We start from the raw sequence: 22,003 nt of genomic DNA on the forward strand, positions 1-22,003 counted from the left end.
GATTTTTATGTGTTAATTATTATCTGACTGTCCTTTTCTTTTTCTTTTTTTTCGCTTGTTTTTAAACTCTCTGGGAACGTAATCTGACGGCGTTCCGGCGTAAAGCACTTCATCAATTATCCGCTGCACTTCCCCTGCGGAAATAAAAGAGCCGTGCTTCTGAGCGGTACCATCAGCAACTGTATACTGCTTCTCATAATGGGAGGAATGGCCCAGACGCTGCAGGAGACCTTTGGCTGCATATTCAGGTCCGAGACTGCTTCCGTTGAAAACGCATCTGGTGTTATGATCTATGTAGGTCATGCCGTATATAAACCCCTGTTCATTTTTTCTGACAACTGCCGTAATGCCCTGGTTAGCCAGCCGCGTTTCAAGCTGCGAGAGCGTAATTGATGGGTATTTCAAAAGCAGCAGATCCACCGCATTTCGTGTTCTTTTCATGTTTATCATGCGAGAAGTTTTGGAGGCGGCAAAATTAATTTCAAGCCGGGAAAGGGTAGGCTTGGAATAAAAACTGCTGGCTTTTATAGGAACCCCGACCGTCTTTTTGCTCTCATCCAGAATCTGGTAGATCAGTCCTTTATTCTGAAACATTTTTGAATTTTCCTTTCCCCTTTCCGCCTTCACGTTATAGAGGTTCAATACTGAGTTCAGCTCACCGAGGGTTGTGTATTTGTAGTGCGGAATAACTGCACTCAATACACTTCCGATGGCTCTCTTGGAATCTATTGCCCCATATTTTATTTTTTCCGCATCAATGGCATTAATAAGCGCCGGACTCTGTTTTTTTCTCGAGTCCGCCCGAACCAGATTAAAGGAAATCTCCAATTCCTTCCGTGCCGTTTCGGACTGGTTTCTTCCAATATTGTGCATGTTAATCCTGGATCCGTCTGCCCGCACATTTATGGCCGCGATATGCAGGTGCGGATGTCCCGCATCGTGGTGCTGGTAGACCAGATAAGGCTGTGCGCCGAATCCAATTTTCTCCATGTAAGAAGAGGCTATCTGCATGAGTTTCTCTTTTGATAAATCCTTGTCCGAACGGTCAAAATTCAGCGAGATGTGCACTGCGCTGCGCTTGACATTTTCATTGAGCTGTAGCTGTTTTAAAAATACCCCGAGCTTAAAATTTTCTGACATTTTTTCAATATCGATTGGATAATTTCCCTCGCCGATGCACACAGCTGTACCCTGGGAAACTTTATTCTCATTGTAGATGAAGATGCCTCTAATCGAGTGTCCTGTGTTTATGACTGCAACCATTTTTGGGCGAGATTTTCAATGTGTTTTTTTATTTCTTCAACCAGCGAAAAATAGTTATTCCTGTCGGAATCAAAAGCCAGAATCCAAATTCTGAAATCTGAAATTTCAAAAAGGGTGTGGAGTTTTTTAACGCTCTGATTGAAATTATTTCCCATGAAATTAAGCTGTGTTCTGAGCTGGATAAGCTCCTGCAGCAGATTATCGAGCGACTCGTTTCTATATCTCATTACAATGGGTTTTCTTAGCAGATTTCTGCGGACGAAATCACTGCGTTTGCGGCAGGCTGATGCTTTGAAATTCTTATCAATAAAATCAAATTCTTCTTTGGTCAGCCGGATGTGCAGCCATCTGTTTCTGCTGCTGTTTTTCTCTTCCATAATCTTTTCTTTTTCATTGTTTCAATTTCATTCAACCTTAAAGTTTCACTGCCAGCGAGTTCCGAGCAGAGGGGCAGCAAGATTTTTGGTTGTGATACAACCAGACATCTTGCTGACTGCAGAAAACCGCAGTCCGAAAGCTTCAATAAAACCACTTTCAGCTTTATTTTAAGTTTATCCGAGAATCCTAAGCAGTTCATTAATCTAAATCATCCACTGTTAATCGCACCGTTTAATTGCAATAAAAAACAGCTTTGAAATTCAGTATAGGGCTTATGATAAAGCTAAATTAGAAAAGGAGTGCAAGCCCTGCAATCCTCCCCAAATTTTGAGTAGGGTGAATATGAAAGATCCTTTATAATTTTACACTGAGCGAGTATTAATTTTTTAATGATGAATTATGTTTACAGCAATTGATGCGGCCAAGGTTTTTGATACTGTTCTGAGTATCCCTGGCATGAATGAGACAGTGAAAATAGATCTTAAAATTTCACGAAAAAATGTACTCTTATTAAGCCATCTGATAAAAGACGGACTAAAGATCAGGGAAGGATCATCGGTTCTTCTGGAGAGTATAAACGAGCAGGGAAGGACAGAACTGGAGAGTCTCTCTGAGGAGTGCCTGCAGAAAGCGGGTCTAATTGAACTGCACGAAAAACTTGCCGGAATCAGCGCCTCGATAAAAGGCTGATCCCAAAAATAAGCACTATTATTTATTGCCTGCATGATTCTTACAAAGTGCAGGCATTTTTTTGAAATGATATGATAACGTAAAACTGCCTGATTTTCAAAGTTTTTGGCTTGATTTTTAAAGTGTATGTCAGAAATATCCCAATTACTTTTGTGAAATATTTTTATTGACCTCTGATTGAAGTTCACGCTAGTTTTTAATTGAAAAATAAAGATCATGAATTCAAAAACTAATGCAAAAAGTGTTATTGTTGAGATAATTTGTCTTCTATATATTTTGCTGTTTGTATATGCTGCAGCAAGTAAATTATTAGACTTTGAAAATTTTAAGGTGCAGGTGGGACAGTCACCGCTCTTAAGTGCATTTGCCGGATGGGTATCCTGGGCAGTGCCGCTTTCTGAGCTAATAATTGCTTTGATGCTGCTGATTCCAAAATTCAGAAATCCTGCATTGTTTGCTTCTTTTGGCCTTATGTCCATGTTTACGGTTTATATTTTTATTGTACTTCATTACAGTTCATTTGTGCCGTGTTCCTGCGGCGGCATACTGGAAAAGATGAGCTGGAATATTCATATGATTTTCAATATAGCTTTCCTCGCGCTTGCGGCCGGTGCAATAATTCTAAACAGGCAATTAAAAGCAAAGAATGGTGGATCTCAAAGATACAGGGACGTCTTTAAATGGTTTGCCGGTATTGCAGTTTTCAGTACTGCAGCAATAGTCATCTTATATATTTGGTCAGATAGGATAATGCATTACGAGAATCCATTTATAAGACGATATCCCAATCATGCAGCAACTGCTCTTGCTGAGAAAGATATCAAGTTCAACTCCTATTATTTTGCAGGCACTTCCAATGGCAGAATATACCTTGGAAATTCTACGGCGCCATTGCAGCTTTTGTCGTTCGACATGACCTTGAATAACAGCCGAATCGACAGGATCACATTTGATCCAGGAAAGATTCCATTCAAAATGGTTAGGATAGCTGTCAAAGACAAGTATTTTTATCTAAAAGATGGTTCTGTGCCAGTAATTTTCAGGGGCGTCACGGCGGACTGGAAAATCAATAAAAAGCTTGATGGAATCCATTATTTTGACCAGGCAGAACCAATTGACAGCACTGCAGTTGTATTTCGTTCCAATAATGGAAAAAATCTTGCCAATATACTTGGTGTTTTCAAAGCTGGAAGCCAAAAGAAAATAGAGTATAAAGAGACGCTGCTTCAAAAGCAGATTGATGGCGTTTTCGATACTGACGGAAAGTTGCTTTACGCTGAAAATCCGGATCGGATCATCTATCTGTACTATTACCGCAATGAATTTATCGTAGCGGGGAAAGAAGGAGACTTGAAGTTCAGGGGAAATACAATTGACACTATCACAAAAGCCAAAATTAAAGTTTCGTATCTGGAGAATCATACAGTGAGAAAAATGTCTGCACCGCCACTTATCGTAAATGCAAATGCGGCGGTCTGCCGAAATCTTCTTTTTGTTTATTCCAAGATAAAAGGAAAACATGAAATAGGAAAATTATGGGACCAAGCCTGCATAATTGATGTTTACGATTTAACAAAAAATACCTATTTACTAAGTTTTCCAGTCTATAATATAGGCAGTCAAAGACTGAAAAATTTTGTTGTAACCCCTTCGCATCTATATGGGCTTATAGGAAGTGAAATAGTAGTTTATGATTTGAAACCTGTACTGAAAAAAGAAATGAAAAGTGCTGATCTTATAAAAGATTAGCCAATACAATATACTGGCCGGTATCAGGAAAAAAAGATCGAATACCTGTAGAAAAAAGTAGATCAGAGTTTAATTTAATATTTATTATTATGAAAACGTTATTTTTAAAAAATGCAGGCCCATTTGCGGTAGTGATACTTGCACTTTCAGGAGCTTTTGCAACTACTTCGATGCAAAAAGCAAAGGATGCGTTGCCTAAAATTGGATATGTGCTTAATCCGGATGGCAGCTGTAGTAACATCACAAGAGATTGTGAGGATGAGCCAAGTGAATTCACGTGCCGCATAAATGATGTAGGAGCACAGGTTTGGGGAAAAGATCCCAATGGAGAATGTACAGAAAAGCTGTATCGTCCCGAGCAGCCAAATTAAACAATAATCAAAATGATAATGCCGTTCCAATTTGGAACGGCATTATTTTTTTAACAACAGTCTACCTTAATTAGAGAGTCCCGTTACTGATCCATTCGGTGGTTGTTTCTCCTTTGAGATAATATTCAAGCCATTGCAACATCCGTATAGTAGCATCTTTTTGATTGGCAGAATCTTCCAAGGTATGCCCTTCACCAGGATACTGCAAAAAAACACATTTTTTGCCCAGCCTTCGAAGTGCAAGATAGTATTCCATGCTTTGAAAAGGATCTACCTGGGTATCTTCTTTTCCAGACCACATGAGAAGCGGGATTTTAAGATTTTCTATAGACTCAAGCGGAGAATTTCGATCGAAATCTGACCGGTTGGTAAAAGGCGTTTTTTCTCCCATTCGCCAGCCTCCTGTGTTGAAGCGCCACATTTGGGGCTGGCCTCTATTAGTTCCCAAAGTCAGGAATTTTCGGGTAAGATCCACAATTGCTCCACTGGCTATTGCTGTTGCAAAAATATGGCTGTAGTTAATGACAAAAGCGGTTTCATATCCTCCAAAAGAATGTCCCGTAAGGGCAATTTTTTTCGGATCTACGAGTCCGAGCTCAAGTATTTTCTCTGTTCCGGAAACGACACAGTCTACGGTTGAAGGACCGACATTCTCCTTTTCGTGAACGATATCCGGCAAGAAGACAAAATAGCCTTCCGTTGTAAAAACCGTTACATTAAATCCTGATTCATTATATAGCGTCGGATTGATATAATTGTGGAGTTTCTGTGACTGTTTTTCATAGATACGTACAATCATTGGATACTTTTTTTGAGCATCATAATTTGCGGGATAGTATAAAATTCCTTTTAAATTTTGTTTTTTGGAATTTTGGAAACGAATTAATTCATTTTTCCCCCAGTAATAATTATGCTGCTGTTTGTTGCTCTGGAAGATAGTTTTGGCAGGCGACGATTTTTCTTTTGACATAAGTATTGGAGACAGGTTAAATCGCTGTTCAAGCCAGAAGAGTCTTTGCTTTTTTAGTCCAAAATGAAGGTCGTTTACAGACGAATCCCCGTAGGTTATTACTTTTTCTGCGGATCCTTTTTTCCAGACGGCATAACCTGTTTTTCCATCTTCTCCTGCGAGGCGGAAAAAAAGCTCCCTGTCTAAATTATATTCAGCAAGTTTTGGGCTTTCATAAATGTTTTTTACATCATCAACAAGATTCAGACGATACTTTATTTTTGATTCGCGTCCATGAGTCAGCTTTCTTGAAGAACTGCCGTCTGGGGCAATAGCCCATAGATCAAATTCATCATAAAGCAATATCTCTTTATCTTCAACGCTCCAGCCCGGGTTTCCAAATGCAAAATTATCTTTTAATTCATGAATTTTGCCAGAAAATGGCACCCCGAGGTTTCCAGTAATATTGCTGTGTTTTTTAGCCGCAACATCATAGACCCACCAGTTCTTATCCCTGAAGTAAGATATGTATCTGCCGGTCGGAGAAACTAAAATATCCAGACGATAAGCAGACTGTTTGGCAAGGAAAATATTTTTTTCTAAAGTAGCAAGATCCAGGATAAAGTAATCGCGGGGACCGTCATCTTCATATTGAGGTTCGTACGCTTTTGGATTTGACAACAAGGCGTACTTGTGGTCAGTTGAAAGGATTATCATAGGCAGCTCGGCAGAATTGATCTGATTTACAGTTCCTTTCTCGGGTTCCCATAATACTATTTTTGAGGCCTGCTCAAATTTTCCATGGCGCTGTTCGAAAGCATATACATATTTGTCGTTTGCATTCCATACCTCCACTTTTGAGTCTTCAGGATCAAGGACAGTTTTCTTGCTTTTTTTGATCGGAAAAAAAATCTTCTCAAGATCGTCAGAAATTATGATTTCGAAGGGGGCTTCTTTTATAATTGAATAGTCTTTTGGAAAGCCTGCCTGTCTTATGGGATCAAGCTCTGTCAATTGGTCTTTTTCCAGCTTGTAGAGCAATAATGACTTAATTGGCTTCTGAGCTGCAGTTTTGCAGTAAAAAGCGACTGCTTTTGCATCTTTCTGCCATGTAAAAGTTTCATATTGGGAATCAGCTGATTTCAAAATCCATTTTGTAGTGCCAGGCCTCAAGAGGTCAACTACAAAAATGGAGCTTTTGTCATTGAACAGAACGGTATAGAGAAGCTTTCGGCCATCGGGACTTATTGAGAACTGCTCGACGTCGGCAATCTCCTGAAGGGTTTTTCCAAGCGGAGACTTGATGATCATTGTGTTTGTCTTTCTGCCGCCGCCAATAGACATAACCAATAAATTGGCTGCATTTGAATAAACATACTGCTGTACAGCTTTGATGTTTTCATTTCTGCCTGTCTGCGGATCAAGAACCCGAAGTGTGTCTTGGTTTATGCACATAAAAAAATTATCCCTTGTAAAAAAAGGCTTCGAAGCAGAAGGGAATGTGAATGTTCTACCATTCGCAGCATTTTGCAGGTACAATGTGTCGGCTCCAATTTCGTAGTGCATTCCATAGCTGATCCATTTTTCATTTGGTGCCGCCGGGCCAGTTTCAATGCGGCCCCATAAAGGATAAGCTGCTGGAGCAAGGTGTTTTTTTTGTAATGCCTGCCCCGACAAGGGGCAGGCTACTAAATACAAAATACAAAATAAAACTAGAGGCAATGCTCTAAAAAACCGATTTTTGGACTGGGTTATTATAATTGTTGACATGGCATTTCAAATATTTTAATAGCCTGGGTTTTGAGGCTGCAGGTTTGGGTTGGTGCTTAATTCATTCTGTGGGATCGGTAAAAGGCTATCGGTGGATGTCCATCCCGGCTTTACCGATGAAAGTTCGGTATCCAGCCTGCCAAAACGTTTTAGGTCAAAAAAGCGGTGTCCGTGTTCTGTAAAAAACTCCCATCTTCTTTCCTGAAGCACGGCTTCCAGAATTTCTTCTTTGGTCGACGCTGGCGTCTTGCCAAGTCCTGCGCGGCTTCTTATTTTGTTCAGATCTTCCTTTGCACCGATCAAGTCGCCCTGAAAAGCCCTTGCTTCTGCACGTATTAGATACTGCTCTGCCAAACGGAACACGATTGAATATTCCTTGGATACGGCCGTAGTATTTTGTTCCTTGTATTTGAAGGCATGATACCAGGTGCTGGTTCCTTTGGAAACGGCCTTTATCCAGTTTGTCCTTCTTAGGTCGCCTGCGGAAAATGAATTTATAAGTACAGGGTTCAGCGCTATGGTGGTAGGAGGGCCTGCCTGAAAAATAAAGATGGAGCCTTCCTTTGTATTTTGCCCCGCCGATACTGACTGAAACTGCCAGATTGTTTCTTTGGACGCCAGTAAGAAAGTTTTGTCAAGATCCAATTCCAATGAGTAAGTTCCGGTCTGATTCAGGACAGCAGAAGCCTCATTTGCCGCTTCGGCATAAGATTTCCGATATAGAAATAGCCTTGCCAGTAATGCTCGGCAGGCCAGCTTGTTGGGGCGGATCCTGTCGTTACTGCTGTAGTTATCTGATAAAAGCAAGATAGCATTCTGGAGATCTCCGCTTATGTTTTCATATACAATATTGATCGGAGTTTTGACCACCGCACTGTTTTGGCGATAATCTGTCGTCTTGATGTAGGGAATATCCCCAAAAAGTCCCGCGAGATAAAAATGTGCCAGTGCGCGGATGAACAATGCTTCGCCAGTCAGCTTTTTCTTGTCTTCAGCAGAAAGGTTCTTGGAGTTTCCAATTCCTTCCAGCAAAGCGTTTGCGGCATAAATTTGATTATAGGTAGAATTCCAGTATCCTGCAATAATCGTGCTGGTTGGAAGCAGTGCGTTATTATAGAACGGCATGCTTGAATTGGATGCAGTACCATAAGCCGTTATTTCATCGGTATAGTTGCCCAGTTCATTCGATAATCCGGTATTTACACCTGTCAGGACACCTGTATCGCGCATTTTGGCATAGATGTTCATCAATGCCGCATTGGCTGTTTCATAATTCTCGAATACGGCTGTGTTGGTGAGCTGTGAATTTGGAAGGTCTACTTCCACAAAAGAATCGCAAGCACCGAGAATGAACAGGAGACATATTCCTGAAGCATATTTTTTAATAAGATGTATCATTGTCATTTTGTATTAAAAGTTTAATTGTACCCCAAGTGAAATGATCTTAAGCGGCGGCAGAAAGCCGGAGGTAACAAACTCAGGATCGCCCTCTTTGAACTTTGTGAAGGTCAGCAGATTCTGTCCCTGAAACATTACCTTGCAGCTGGTTTCCCTGAGGCTCAGCGGAAGCTCGTAAGTGAGCGAAATGTTTTTCAGGCGTATGTAGGAAGCATCAGAAATCATGGCATCGCTTTCCCAGTAATTTGAATTTGAATTTACGGCGGCGCTATTGCTGCCTGTGGTGGCTATCTGGTACTGGGAGAGATCACCGGTTTTTGTCCATAGATCAGTGATCCTGTCCTGCTGGTTTGACATCATTCCGGCAGGACTCATCGGAAGGAGCCTGTTTTTCTGCTTGACGAACTGAAACAGAAAGTCCAGATTCCAGCGCTTGTAGGACAATTGGTTCTGCAGGCCGCCGAAATATTTCGGGTTCATGTCCACCGCAGTCTGGCGGTCCAGAGGAAAAGAAATGCGGCCGTCATTATTAAGATCCTCGAACCCGTAGATGCCAGTCTGTGGATTGACTCCATCTGAGTTGTAAACCAATGCAATATTGAGCGGCATGCCTATTCTGTATTTCTGGCTGTATGTAGAAGTTTCCAGCGAGGGAAAGCTCAATAGCTTGTTGCGCATGAAGCTCAGGTTGAAGCTTGTCGACCAATGAAAATTTCCCTTATTGAAATTTACAGTGCGCAGGGTAAATTCCTGCCCTCTATTTTCAACGGTGGCATCTAGATTGGCCTGAATAGTAGTGAATCCGGTAGTTCCGGGAAGCGGTATGCCGACGAGCTGGTTTGATGACCTGTTTTGGTACCATGCCGCAGTTGCGAAAATTCGGTCGCCAAGTAATCCCAGTTCCAAAGCGAATTCCAATTTCTTGTTGACCTCCCATCCAAAATCATGATTAAACAACCTGGAGGGCTGCAGTCCGACAATCCCGCTGTACTGGACGCCTGTCGTGGTATAGGTATTCAGGAACTGATAGTCGCCAATCTGGTCGCTTCCTGTTGTACCGTAGCTGGCGCGTATTTTTCCAAAACTGATCCATCTTCTATTTTTCAGGAAACTTTCGTTTGAAAAAAGCCAAGCAGTCCCGATGGCGCCAAAATTAGCAAACTGATTACCTGGCCCGAAACGGCTCGAGCCGTCTCGTCTCGCGGTAAGGTTTATGATGTAGCGCTGCTGCCAGTTGTAGTTCAATCTGCCAAAAAACGCCTGGTATCTGTATTGGATCTCATCATTGGCAAGGACAGTGACGGTTTTGGCCGCCGCCAGATTATAGATTAGGTCGTTGGAGCTGAATCCGCTGCCGAATTGATATAGCGTTCTGTTGTTCTGGCTCTGAAAAGTTCCACCCGCCAGAATGCTGAATTTTCCTCCTGCAATTTCCTTTTCCCAATTGATCTGAGGCTCAATAATCCAGGACGACCGGTTGGTGCTGTTTAAGTAAATCGAGGAACGGCTGCTGCTGACATTATATATCGGATTATACACTGTTGAGGGAGAGGTACGCGTTTCGACGGTATTCAGATCGGTATACCCAAAACTGCTCTTGAGAGTCAGATCTTTTGCGATCTCATAAGACAAGGCAGTATTGGCAACCAGATCCTTGGTTCTGAATTTGAATACAGAATTGAGGGCGGCAAGAGGATTCTCCCATGTTTGGTTTTCCCAATTCAGCGATCCGTCGGAATTGTACAGTGTGGGAGCGTTGGGAGCAAGAGTCTGCGCAGAATAAGTGAGCTCCTGCGCCGGCTGGCTGTTGTCCTGTATATTGTAAACTGCAGAGAAATTCAGACGGAATCTATTGTCTTCCGAGCGGTGGTTCAGACTGAACTGTCCTCCGCCTTTTTTATAGGCAAAATGACCAGCATATACTGCAGTCTCCTTGTGGTAGTTTCCACTGACAAGAAACTGGGTATGGTCCGAACCTCCCGAAATGGTGCCTTGAAGGTCGTTCATCTGGGAGGTGCCTCCCAATAGCTCTTTTTGCCAGTCTGTATAGCGATTCTGGTCCCAAGTGCCGTTGACGTCGTAATCGGCTGTACCAAATGGGATCCCGTCATTCACAAAAGCCTGTCTTCGAATAGCCAGATACTGCTGGGTATTCATTAGATTCATAAATTTGGTGACCTTTCCTACGGCTGTGGAATTTGTAATGCTGAATTTTGTTTTTCCTGCCTTTCCTTTTTTGGTCGTTATGAGCACTACGCCATTTGCTCCTCTAGAACCATAAATCGAAGTTGCATCGGCATCCTTAAGTACTTCGATGCTCTCTATATTGTCCGGATTGATGCTGTTCAGCGGGCTGGTGGCCGACGGATATATGGTTGATGTCTGGCTGTATCCGATTGGATCGGAAGCATAGGGTACGCCGTCAATTATATACAGAGGAGCATTGGCAGTATTTCGGATGCTGTTTTGTCCGCGTATTTTAATATCAAATCCGCCACCTGGTACTCCTGTTGTCTGTGTGATACTTACTCCTGCCATTCGGCCCTGCATTGTGGCCAGTACATTAGTCACAGGCTGCGTCTCAATATCTTTGGAGGTAATTCGGGCAATACTCCCCGTTCGGTCACTTTCTTTTACAGAATAATAACCAGCATTTACCCGAACCTCCTGTAGGGTAGTAGTATCGTATTCCAGCTTAATGTCAATTTTAGATCTCTCATTTACTGGAATAAATTTAGTTTTGAATCCAATGAAAGATACTATTAATGTATCCCTCGGAGATGCTTCAAGTGAATATGAGCCATTGTAATCTGTTATTACGGCTGAATTCTTATTGCTTTTAAGAGTGATCGTAACTCCGGGCAGAGGAGAGGAGCCATCACTTACAATACCCTGAACCAGATTCCGCTGGTAGGGAAGCAATTTGGAGCTTCGAAAGTTTCTGGAATAAACGGTGGAAAAAGTCAATAAAATGCCTGTAAAAATAAGGCAATAAAGCACCTTCCCACCCTTGTAAAATGAAAAATAATTCATAATATTGGAATTGGTTAGTTAAATGGTATTTGATTAGCTACGGTCCTCTGCTCTAGTTTGGTCGCTGCAGTAGAGGGCCATTTTTTATGCATCAAGTAAACAGCTTAATGGTCATAATTACAAGTTTTTACTTCACGTGTAAATAGATTAAAGGTTCGACGTTAAATGCGAGACTTTAAATAATAAGGGAAAGATTTGCTATGAATTTATCTGATTGCTATAATAAAAAAGGCATGGAACTCAGCTTATCGAACAGAGGTACTGGCGGCACCAACCACAATAAGTGAGCCCACGCCAATGACGTGAGCATCTTACTTATCCTCTCGTGGTTTAAAAAACGCCAGTTTTCTGTTCGAGATTCAAAGCGAATGCTTCAAATATTTTTAATTGAAGAGTCGCAAAATTAATAAAATCCTATTTAAAATTTCTTTAAATAATTTTTTAGAATTCAAATATATGAAAAAAATCACAAAATTGTCAAATTTGACAATTTTTTTTGTTCTAATTGTCTCAATTTCACTCTATGAAGGAGATTAGAAAAAAATATTATATAGCATTTGGTCAGAATTTACAAAGGGTAATGGATGATAATAAAAAGGATGTCATGACTGTTGCTTCTGTTGGAAAGATTGAACTCAAGCAGGTATATAGAGTTTTAAACGGCGAACACGGAGCATCGTTAGGTACGATAATATCAATAGCAAAGGGGCTTGATATTGAACCTAAAGAATTGTTCAATTTTAATTTTGACTTAGAAAAGGAATAAATAAAAAGATGCTTCGGCATCTTTTTTTACTTAGTAAAAATTTAAAATAGGTATTTATACGGTAGCCTTTTCATTATTAAAAGGATTATTTTGCATCCTAATAATTAAGGCAGATTATGGAAAACCGTAAAATAAAACAAAAGCAGTTTTGTATGTTTGATTTTGAAATTTGGACAATTGCATAAAGCCAGCCAAAATATAACTTACTTAAGCCATTTTATTACTTAAATAAGTAAATTATAACCAATGGTAAAAAAAAACTAACCGTAATAGAAAACCAAATTGAAAATGACAATTAAAGAAGCTATTTTAAAAAGTCTTGAAGAAATAAATGCTTTGACAAACTATATGGAAATTTATAATCATATAGTTGAGAATAATTATTACGAGTTTATAGCCGGAAAAACTCCTGCATCTACGGTTTCTGCTTTGCTTGGCGACTTCATTCGTAATGGAGACACTAGAGTAAAGCGAATTAAGCAAGACGGTGGAACTTATGCGTACTACTTGACAAAAAACGAGCAAAACATTGGCGTTGAAATTTTAAGTGGAGACACGAAAGTACTTACTGTTAAACCTGTAAAAACGCACAAATCTAAAATTTACGAAGAAAGGGATTTACATAAACTTTTAAGCAGCTACCTCAAAAATACAGACACTTACTCAAAAACAATTTTTCACGAACAGTCAAACGGAAAGGACAACAACCAAATTTGGACGCATCCTGATATGGTAGGAATTAAATTTTTGAACTTACAGACAAAAGCAAGTCAAAATTTTCTAAAATCGATTAATCGTGTTGACACTTTTAAAGTGAGCTCTTATGAATTAAAAAGAGAAATAAACAGCGACAGCGAACTTAAAAAAGCTTTTTTTCAAGCAGTTTCAAATTCAAGTTGGGCGAATTATGGCTATTTAGTAGCTTTTGAGTTTAGCGACAGTTTAAAGGAAGAAATGGCAAGACTAAATCAATCGTTTGGCCTTGGAATTATTGAGCTTAATGCAAATCCATATCAAAGCAAAGTACTATATCCTTCAGTTTTTCGCGACTTAGACTTTAAGACAATTGACAAGCTTTGTAAAATGAATAAAGAGTTTGAAAAATTCATTGAACAAACTGAAAAATTAATGACCGCAAGCGAAAAATATGTTTCTGGTGCTGAAAAGGAACTTAACGAATTTTGCGACAATTATTTTGTAAATGACACGGAAGTTGAAAATTATTGCAAAGAAAAGTATATACCGACAAACGAGGAATAAAAAAAACACTGGCTATAATAGCCGTTGGGCGAGATTGGGGTTTTTGGCTGAATTTAAAGGTGGTTTTGTATTTGGAAGATTTGGCAAATCCGAATAATGGCTTAATTTAATCTCCAAACCATCAGATCATAGTAACAGAAGTAAAATTGAAAAGGGAGAAATAAATATTCAGCTATCTTCAATATTGCAATTGGCAAAAGGGTTGAATATTCGTAAGAAATTATTTAATTTCTAATGAATAATGCGAGCCAATATTGTTTAGAAAAAAAGCCTCAGAAGATTTTCTGAGGCTATTTATTTTTTTATAGTGCACCATTAATGCAAATGAAGAATAGGACACTTTAGTTTGCAAATTTACAAAATAAAATCGAATTAAAAAATACTGAATTAATAAATGTAACCTAACTTATCTTCGATTATTTTTTTCACTACTTCATTTTCTGAAAATGAATTAAATAGGTCTTCAATTGATTTTTTAAGGTTATCCTTTCGATTTGATGATATACTTTCCATTAGATATAATAATATTCTAATCGCGGCATCTAAATTATGGCTATTAGAATTATTAAACTTTACATCTGGCAGTTGACTTACTCCTTCATTAATGTGTAAATCATAAATTACACCACTATGAGCGCAACTATTCCTTACAAAAACTAGTGTATTTAAAAAATTTTGAAAAATATGAGGTTTCTTGACATTATATTTTAGTGAAATGTGTTTTCGTAAATCTTGATCCAATAAATTTTCGTACACTTTTACAATTGAACCAAAAGTATAATATTCAAAAGTTTTCCAACATGGAGCAAATTTATCCTCAGGATATTTTACGTGATGATGCTTTATTTGTAAGTTTTTAGTTTTGAAGTTTGTGTTATAATGAGATTTAATATCCTTCAAATAATCTTCGGATACTATTGTACTATCTGCGTACCAAATAGAGTTTTCTGTATACTTAATTGACGTCCAGTATATTAAGTTTGTTCTGAAATTTAGCTCTAATCTATTAATATATTTAATAAGTAAATACCTCAGATCTACATCTAGATAATATAACGAGAGTACATTTGAGAATCTTGTGTTTTCTTGAAAGTTATGCGACTCGTCAATTTCAAATGGATGCCAATAAAAACCTAAACGATAGTAACCAATATCTAAGAGAACTTCCTTAATTTTATTTTCTTCCATATCAAGTATCATTCCTCGTTGTTGAAGTTTTAAAAGTTGATCTTCTATACTAGTTGCTAGGTTTGCCATTATACGTTTAATTTTCTATTTTTTCAAATTTAAATATTACCTGAATAATATTAAATTTGAGATTAAATCTAATCTATATTAATTATTTTTTCCTTTATAATTCGTGACAATTTAGGTAAATTTAATTCTTTTGCAATAAGTATTTTTTGCTTGCCATTTTTGCTTCTTAAATATTTCAAAAACTCAGTATTTTTATTATGATAAAGACTTTGAACAATAATTAAATAAGGGGATAGATCACGAATTTTAGCACCTCTCCCTTGAGAAGATTCTTCTGTTATAATTTTATTTAAATCTTTTAACGAAATACCTAGAGCAGTAATTAAACTGATTATATTTTGTGCAAGTCTTCTTCTATCAGCAGGTAAGTCAACATCGTCCCAATGTTTCGACAGCATCGTAATCATAAGATTTATTTGTTTTACCTCTTTATTTTCTTTAGATATTTCTGTAACCTTACTTAGCTCTTCTACGCCGCTAATGGAAACTTCTGCATGCTCGAGGGTAGCTTTGACTTGATATGCGATGCGTTCTTTACTCCAATTAATTTTACTGGATTTATATATCAAATCATGGGTTGCAATACCCCAAGCGTGTTGAAGGAAAGTTTTTATTTGGAGTTCAAATACAAGATCATATATTTTTGATGCTAGTTTTCCTGTTCCTGGATCTTTAAGTGAAAGATAAAGACGTAAATCATCAAAAGGAAAAGAAAATGAATCTTTATGAGTAAAATTTTGATTTTGGGGTCTTTTAAATTTTACATCAAAATATGTTATGATAAACTGAATTGCAATATTTATCTCTGATAGATTTTGAACAACAATTGTTGACGCAAAGAAATCTTCGAAAATTTCATCTTTATTGAATCTTCCAGTTTCAATTTTCATTGCAAAACTTTCGATTTTCTTTAATCGACTAACATAATGCCACTCAGGTTTTTTATTAAGCATTAAAATTTCATCCGAATGCTTTTTTAAAATGTCATAAAAAACATAATGATCATTATACAAATTTTGTATTGATTGTACAATTTTCATATTAAAATATTGCTGACAATGCAGTAAGCCTTTGAAGCCTTTGATTGATATCTGTAACGGCACCTGTAGAATTACTGAAATAAATTAATACAAATTCGTCTACAGGTACTCCTTCAGCCTGTTGCTGTTTTACATTGACTACCTTAGTCATAAAAGCAGTATATTTTTCAGCAAAATCCACTGGATCTTCAGGACTAGTTAATTGGATATATGCCCATAAAGTGTAAAAGTTATTATTGGATCCGCTTGCAAAATTTGAAATACAGCCATTGTGTGTATCTGCTTCCAAGAGAAATTGTTTAATATAATTAAGTCTTGCAGTAAAATCATCGAGCGAAAATTCTCCAGTCTCTTGCATTTCTTCGATGTCATCAAATTGCGCATAAATGCTGTCAATATGGTCCTGATCGAAACCTACAATATTATTTTCAATAATAATCATCAAAAGTTCGGAAACAAATTGAACGTTTTTCATTCTTTTATCTCGACCACGTGTACTTATTTTGAAATTCCACCAAAAATCTTCATCTGCTTCGTTTTCAACAAAATTTATAAACCACCCATTGTATCTCGCATGTCGGAGCTCTTGAGGTAATAAATTTCTCGCATTCCTATTAACCCTATCAAAAACTTCTTCAATGTTATTTCCATTTATTGAATCTATAAAATCAACCACCAGAGTATAATCCCAAAATTTTCTTTTATATTCTGGAGATAATTGTTTAAACTTCTTACCATTTAAATTAGTATCTCCAAAATCTTGAGCCATAGCAATTTTATCATCAAAAAAATCTAAAATTGTTTCTAATCGTTGTTTGCCATCAACAACATGGTATTTTGAATATCCTTGATCATCAACTGACCTATGTATGAAAATAGGTGGAGCAGGGTAATTTCTAAAAATAGTATCTAAAAAAAATTTTTTATCTTTCGCGCTCCAAACACTTTTTCTTTGATAGGGCGGTTCTAAATCTAGTTGATTATTACGATATAAATCTAAGAACCATGTTACTTGTTGTGTTGTCGGTTGTCTTCTCATTTCTTTATTTACCTCTATTTAATCTTCTGTTAGATAATTTTTTCCAGATTTTATCTGCTAAGTTAATTTCTTTTTGAGTTAAACCATAGCCCTTTTTTAATATTTCAATATTAGTAATTTTCAATATATCATCAATGTTTTTTTTATCTCTAAGCATCTTATCGATCGTTAGTAATAATTTTTTATTATTTAATTGATATGGCAATAGAATACGTTCAGCTTCACTTGGCATTAATTCTAGTACACCACCTCCGTGGCTACGTCCAGTAACCTCAGAAAAAGCAAGTGATAAAGAATTATAATAACTAGCTGTAAATGCTTCAATTTCTGTATCAGGCTTGATAAAGATTCGGTGCATTGTGTCAGTACTATAAGCTCCTGCTTCATTAATTATAAGTCTAGGGTATAAGTTATTTCTACGAATAAAAAATGCATCTGAGACTTTGATAGAAGGAACTACAAACCAGTCATCTCTAATACCTGTTTTATAGCCTTTATTTATTCGCATGTCTTCACCAAACTTAATGTAAGCTTTTGCGCCTTTATGATCATTCAAATTTTTACTAGATGGGAATACTAACAAATGTGCTTTTGCATTTAAATTGCTATTTATTTCCCAATCTTGTTTATTAAAAATAGCACTATTTACTTGAACGCTTCTTCCAACCATTGGTTTTGCAAAATCATTTAGCTCATATTCATTAACTGTTGTTAGAGGTACTGTAAAGTAATTATTGGCACCAGTTGTAATACCAACTTCAACCTTTGCATATTTACCGATTGTTGGGATATTATGCTTTGTTGCAATGTTCTCAAGAAAATCAATTTCTTCCTGCTCAAGAAAATAATAAGTCCATTTATTAGATTTGAAATCTATTTTTTTTGAAGGGCTCTTTAAAACTTCGACATCAAGATTTTTCAAGTCGTCTGCATCTTTAAGTTCTAAATGTTCAATCAAATGAGAACCACTATTGTTTTTTTCGCAAAGAAGTAAAACCACTTCTTGTTGTATATCAGGAAAAACTAATTTTTCAAATGATATAATATTTATTTTATTATAAAAATGAGCTAAAAATTCTCGTAACTGTTGTGCATATGAAACTTGCAGAAGTTCTGCAGGTAGCACAAAACCAATTTTGCCATTCTCTTTTAAAAGTAGGCTAGAGCCAACAACAAATGAAACCCATGCATTGGTAAGTTTAGAATATTTTAATCCTGCACGATTAAAAATTTTTGCAGCTTCCATTTGTTGTTCTTCATCAAAATATTGAAATCTAATATAAGGCGGATTGCCAATAATCAGATTAAATCGCTGTAATGTTTCATTACAGTATAAATGGAAATCTGTATTTATTACTGTCTTATTATTTAGTTTAATTTTTGCAGCTTTTTTTGCTTCAACTGAATCAAATTCAACTGCAGTTATAGATTTATAATTATATTCACTATTTTTCAACTGCTCTATAAATACTCCATCGCCACAGCTTGGTTCGAGAATATCATCGTTATGATTGCCATTAATACCCCATTTAAGAATAAACGCAGCTATTGGTTCGGGTGTATAAAAACCGCCTCTAAGTTTATCTGCACTTGCATTCTCAATTAATTTCATATAATTCTTTTATTGTTGGTATAAGAGAATCGTCCGGTCCAAATCCGTATAATTCTTTAAGTATTTTGTTAATCTCAATTTTTGTTCTTTCAAATTGTCCAATAAGTGGAGTTAGTAATCTATTGTTTCCACTGTTTTTATCAATTTGTTTTTGAAGTTCAATTAATTGCTTTTGAGTTGTAGCAATGTCATCATGTAAAGTCTTTTCCTTTAAATTATTAAAATCTATTTTTCGAATTGGCAAATTATGTAAAACTTTTGTTCCTCTGGCAATATAACCACCACGGAAAACTTCTCCTTTAAGATGAATTATCCACTCAACGTATTTTGAATTTAAAACAGCCTGAATATAGTATATCGAATATAAATTATCAGTGGATAAAAAGATACTACAGTAACCCGCAGTTCCTCCGGCCGTATGTAAAGTTTGTGAAAAATCTAAAGGATATTTTTCACCAGACGACATAACACCTACAATTATTTTTTCAGAAATATTTCCCAGCTCAAGATATTGACTTCTTCCAAATCTATACCATTCATGTTCGGTTTTTGCGGGAGGACTAATATCTCTCTGAGTAAGTCTTAATTTATTTTCTTCCAGATATCTATACGCTAATGGATATAGTTTTTTTAAATCATCTGGAAAAATAAAATCAGTTTTACCTTTATTAAATTTATAGGGAAATATAACGTAAGAGTTTGGAATTATTGTTCTGTAAGTATTTAGTTTTTCACCGCCTTTAGTTCTATCAGTAGCATAATAAGGTTTCAGAATATTTCTTTCAATATAATATGGTTTTCCTTTTTTTACAAAGTGTACCAACCCATTTTCCTCTTTAGTTGCTTGTAATATAAACACGTCATTTGCACTTGTTTGTATACCGTTGTTTATGTTGTCCTTACCAACAATTTTTTTAAGACTTTCACTTTGTTTACTGATTGTATCATATGCTTGTTTAAGGTGAGGTGGAACTAAAAACCAAAGATCACTAGAAAGAGAATTTGTTTCAATTTCATCGGTAGGAATACTGTAAAAATCTCGAATTTTCCATTGAGTTAGATTACTTATTTCGTTATAAGTGAAGCTTTGTCTAGGACTTTTACCAACTATAAGAATACTTGTATATGTGGTTTTATCAGCAAATATTTGATTTGCTCCAAATGATACTAATGAATACAGATAACCATTTGCAGATAGTTCGTTTCGTAGTTTAATTCCGGATCCTACTTTAGTGAATTTACTCGGTACGATGTACCCTAGAATTCCATCATTATTAAGTAAATTAATGCCTCGTTCTATAAAAAGAAAATATTTGTCGAATTGTTTATGTGCTGATGTATAATTGTTTTTATAAATTGGAAGTTCGAGAGGTGTTATGTTTTTCATGTCCTCTGATTTCATATATGGTGGGTTTCCAACAATAACATCAAATTTAAGACTTCCAAAATCGAATGGATTTATTATGATTTGCTCCTCATTTAATAAAACTTGTGAAGGTTGAACAAGACTATTACCAAAGAAAATATTTTGATCTAAATTTGGAAGGATAGGGCTATTTCCAATAATTGATGTCGCATCCTCATTCTCTAACAATTTTAATAACAGACCAAATTTTGCTGATTCTACAGCGTTATAATCCTTATCCACACCGTAAATACAACTTAATAATAGAGAACGCTTAACTGTAAAGGGAAGTTTATAATTGTCAGGACCAGTTTGTACCAGCTGAGATATATCTGTTTTTAAAAATAAATCGATAACATTATCATTAAGCAACTGAAAAAGCTCCAATAGAAATGCTCCCGAACCACAAGAAATATCGGCAAATTTTAAATTACAAATTTCATTAAAGTCTTTATTATCGAATTTAGGCTGAACCGTTTTGCGTAAAATATCGCTAATAATAAAATTGGGGGTAGTTATGATGTCTCGATCAATATTTTCAGGTTTTTTTACAAGTATTATATCACCGCTTTTAATAGTTAGTTGTTCAGATAAAAAGATTTCATAAATTGAACCCAAAACATCTGACGAAAATACGGAGAATGAATAGGGACTGTCAGGATAATACAGCTGTTTTATAATCTTCCAGAACACTGATGAAACATTTTCAATAATTACATCTACTAATAATTGATCAAAGAGACCTGAATTATATTTTTTATCTGCTTGCTGGAACTTCTTAATGAGGGATGAAAAATCCTTTGTGCTTGCAAATTTCAAAAGTGTTTGATAATCCTCTAAATTTCGGTCTTCACAAACTCTCAGGAATAAAATTCTATTAAGATAGCTTTGTACAGTATCATTTAATTGCTGTTCACTGATGCTGGGATCATATTTGTAAATTTCTGCGCCTAAAGATGATCTCCATTCGTTAATTTGATTAAGAAACAGATCGTCAATTGAGTAAAGTTGAATTTTTGCTTCAATATCTTTCCATATTAAATCAAAATTACCACTATATACACTTTCCTTACTTAAGTAACTTTTTATCTCTTCAAATTTCTCTTCATATTCGGTATAGTGATATTTTTTAATTAAAGCCTTATGAAAATTGTCTGTTTGATCCACTTTTACTGAAACATCGTAGATCATTAAATATTCGAAATTAGACAAAACAGAAATTTTTAGCTTGGCTGTAAAACCATATCTTCTGATCTGTTTTGCCGTATCATCACTTGAATCAATTCGGACATGAGGTTTTTTAGCTTCCACAAAAAATTTGCGCTCCGAGAAAAGTCTGAACGTATAATCAGGTTTTTTAGAATGTTCAGATGCATTTGCTTTCAGGCTTTCTTCAAGTATTACTTCTCTCTCATTTGTAGATTTACCAGAATGGTTCTTTATATCCCATCCAAGAAGCTCAAATAAAGGATCTAAAAAGTCACTGCGTAGTAGTGTTTCATTATATTTATCAGACAAATAATAGTTTCTATCAGACTGATATTTTTCTATTAACCGTTTAATCTCCATTGTACTGGTTCCTTTTTAAAATTTTAACCCTTTTGTTGGCTATATTTAAAGCTTTTTCACCCAAATCTTCGTCTTTTATTTCGAGTAATATTTTTTCACACAAAAATAATATTAATAACTCTTCCGAGTTATACTGATAAATTTCTGCCAATTGCATTATAATATTCTTAGTAAGAGGCCTTTCTCCTCTTTCCATTTTACTAAGAATGGCAACATCTACATCCACAATTGCAGATATTTTTCGCAAAGGCAAATTATTACTTTCTCTTAATTCTCGAAGTTTTTCTCCTAAAGTTTTTGTTGACATATTTTCATTTGACACTAAGTGTCAAATTTAAAAAACGAATGCATTAAGATAGAAGAAATAATCAAAGTTTATCAACAGTATTATTTTACTCTAAAGAGTACTATAGTAGCCATTTGATATAACTTATTGTTAACATCTAAATTTATT

General features: G+C 36.2%; 16 protein-coding genes. 5 read left to right on the forward strand and 11 right to left on the reverse strand.

Translation table 11 applies throughout. From position 1 onward, the window contains the following. Positions 1–12 precede the first annotated feature (12 nt). Complete coding sequence (locus tag ACHRVL_RS12110) at positions 13–1,263, reverse strand: relaxase/mobilization nuclease domain-containing protein (protein ID WP_395413075.1); 1,251 nt, start codon at positions 1,261–1,263, stop codon at positions 13–15. Beyond that, a complete protein-coding gene (locus ACHRVL_RS12115) occupies positions 1,248–1,640 on the reverse strand; it encodes a plasmid mobilization protein (protein WP_395413077.1) in 393 nt (130 codons plus the stop codon). The genes ACHRVL_RS12110 and ACHRVL_RS12115 overlap by 16 nt, the downstream gene beginning before the upstream one ends. 400 nt (positions 1,641–2,040) lie before the next feature. On the opposite strand from ACHRVL_RS12115, the gene ACHRVL_RS12120 reads away from it, so the two are divergent. The 3 genes from ACHRVL_RS12120 to ACHRVL_RS12130 all read left to right on the forward strand — a co-directional run bounded on the left by ACHRVL_RS12120 (position 2,041) and on the right by ACHRVL_RS12130 (position 4,451). Further along, positions 2,041–2,331, forward strand: coding sequence for a hypothetical protein (locus ACHRVL_RS12120; protein WP_395413079.1), 291 nt, complete (start codon positions 2,041–2,043; stop codon positions 2,329–2,331). A gap of 216 nt (positions 2,332–2,547) precedes the next feature. Beyond that, entirely contained in the window at positions 2,548–4,080 is a 1,533-nt protein-coding gene (locus ACHRVL_RS12125) for a MauE/DoxX family redox-associated membrane protein (protein ID WP_395413081.1), read from the forward strand. Positions 4,081–4,169: 89 nt separating this feature from the next. Continuing rightward, positions 4,170–4,451 (forward strand): DUF6520 family protein, encoded by a 282-nt coding sequence (locus ACHRVL_RS12130; protein WP_395413083.1) that lies wholly within the window; start codon positions 4,170–4,172, stop codon positions 4,449–4,451. A gap of 70 nt (positions 4,452–4,521) precedes the next feature. Here ACHRVL_RS12130 and ACHRVL_RS12135 read toward each other — a convergent pair whose 3' ends face one another. From ACHRVL_RS12135 to ACHRVL_RS12145, 3 genes are read right to left on the reverse strand one after another with little or no spacing between them, the layout of a single operon-like run. Continuing rightward, positions 4,522–7,170: a prolyl oligopeptidase family serine peptidase gene (locus ACHRVL_RS12135; RefSeq protein ID WP_395413085.1), complete on the reverse strand. Its 2,649-nt coding sequence runs from the start codon at positions 7,168–7,170 to the stop codon at positions 4,522–4,524. Positions 7,171–7,185: 15 nt separating this feature from the next. Further along, the gene (locus ACHRVL_RS12140) at positions 7,186–8,568 is read right to left on the reverse strand and encodes a RagB/SusD family nutrient uptake outer membrane protein (RefSeq protein ID WP_395413087.1); all 1,383 of its coding nucleotides are present in this window, start codon (positions 8,566–8,568) and stop codon (positions 7,186–7,188) included. A 12-nt stretch (positions 8,569–8,580) separates the two neighbouring features. Further along, complete coding sequence (locus tag ACHRVL_RS12145) at positions 8,581–11,601, reverse strand: SusC/RagA family TonB-linked outer membrane protein (protein WP_395413088.1); 3,021 nt, start codon at positions 11,599–11,601, stop codon at positions 8,581–8,583. A gap of 523 nt (positions 11,602–12,124) precedes the next feature. Here ACHRVL_RS12145 and ACHRVL_RS12150 point away from each other — a divergent pair. Beyond that, positions 12,125–12,367 carry a helix-turn-helix domain-containing protein gene (locus ACHRVL_RS12150; RefSeq protein WP_395413090.1) on the forward strand — a complete coding sequence of 81 codons (243 nt, stop codon included), beginning with the start codon at positions 12,125–12,127 and terminating at the stop codon, positions 12,365–12,367. A gap of 288 nt (positions 12,368–12,655) precedes the next feature. After that, positions 12,656–13,627, forward strand: coding sequence for a hypothetical protein (locus tag ACHRVL_RS12155; protein WP_395413092.1), 972 nt, complete (start codon positions 12,656–12,658; stop codon positions 13,625–13,627). Positions 13,628–14,014: 387 nt separating this feature from the next. On the opposite strand, the gene ACHRVL_RS12160 is transcribed toward ACHRVL_RS12155, so the two are convergent. From ACHRVL_RS12160 to ACHRVL_RS12185, 6 genes are all read right to left on the reverse strand, one after another. After that, positions 14,015–14,884: an Abi family protein gene (locus tag ACHRVL_RS12160; RefSeq protein ID WP_395413093.1), complete on the reverse strand. Its 870-nt coding sequence runs from the start codon at positions 14,882–14,884 to the stop codon at positions 14,015–14,017. 68 nt (positions 14,885–14,952) lie between these two features. Beyond that, on the reverse strand, positions 14,953–15,924 hold the full coding sequence (locus ACHRVL_RS12165) for a hypothetical protein (protein WP_395413095.1): 972 nt from the start codon (positions 15,922–15,924) through the stop codon (positions 14,953–14,955). 1 nt (position 15,925) lies between these two features. Beyond that, a complete protein-coding gene (locus ACHRVL_RS12170) occupies positions 15,926–16,963 on the reverse strand; it encodes a DUF262 domain-containing protein (RefSeq protein WP_395413096.1) in 1,038 nt (345 codons plus the stop codon). 4 nt (positions 16,964–16,967) lie between these two features. After that, positions 16,968–18,575 (reverse strand): Eco57I restriction-modification methylase domain-containing protein, encoded by a 1,608-nt coding sequence (locus ACHRVL_RS12175; protein WP_395413099.1) that lies wholly within the window; start codon positions 18,573–18,575, stop codon positions 16,968–16,970. After that, a complete protein-coding gene (locus ACHRVL_RS12180) occupies positions 18,562–21,549 on the reverse strand; it encodes an Eco57I restriction-modification methylase domain-containing protein (RefSeq protein WP_395413102.1) in 2,988 nt (995 codons plus the stop codon). Before ACHRVL_RS12180 ends, ACHRVL_RS12175 begins: the two co-directional genes overlap by 14 nt. Beyond that, positions 21,539–21,856 carry a helix-turn-helix domain-containing protein gene (locus ACHRVL_RS12185; protein ID WP_395413104.1) on the reverse strand — a complete coding sequence of 106 codons (318 nt, stop codon included), beginning with the start codon at positions 21,854–21,856 and terminating at the stop codon, positions 21,539–21,541. Before ACHRVL_RS12185 ends, ACHRVL_RS12180 begins: the two co-directional genes overlap by 11 nt. Positions 21,857–22,003 lie beyond the last annotated feature (147 nt).

The sequence above is a fragment of the Flavobacterium sp. FlaQc-28 genome, assembly GCF_044007415.1.
Lineage (GTDB): Bacteria > Bacteroidota > Bacteroidia > Flavobacteriales > Flavobacteriaceae > Flavobacterium.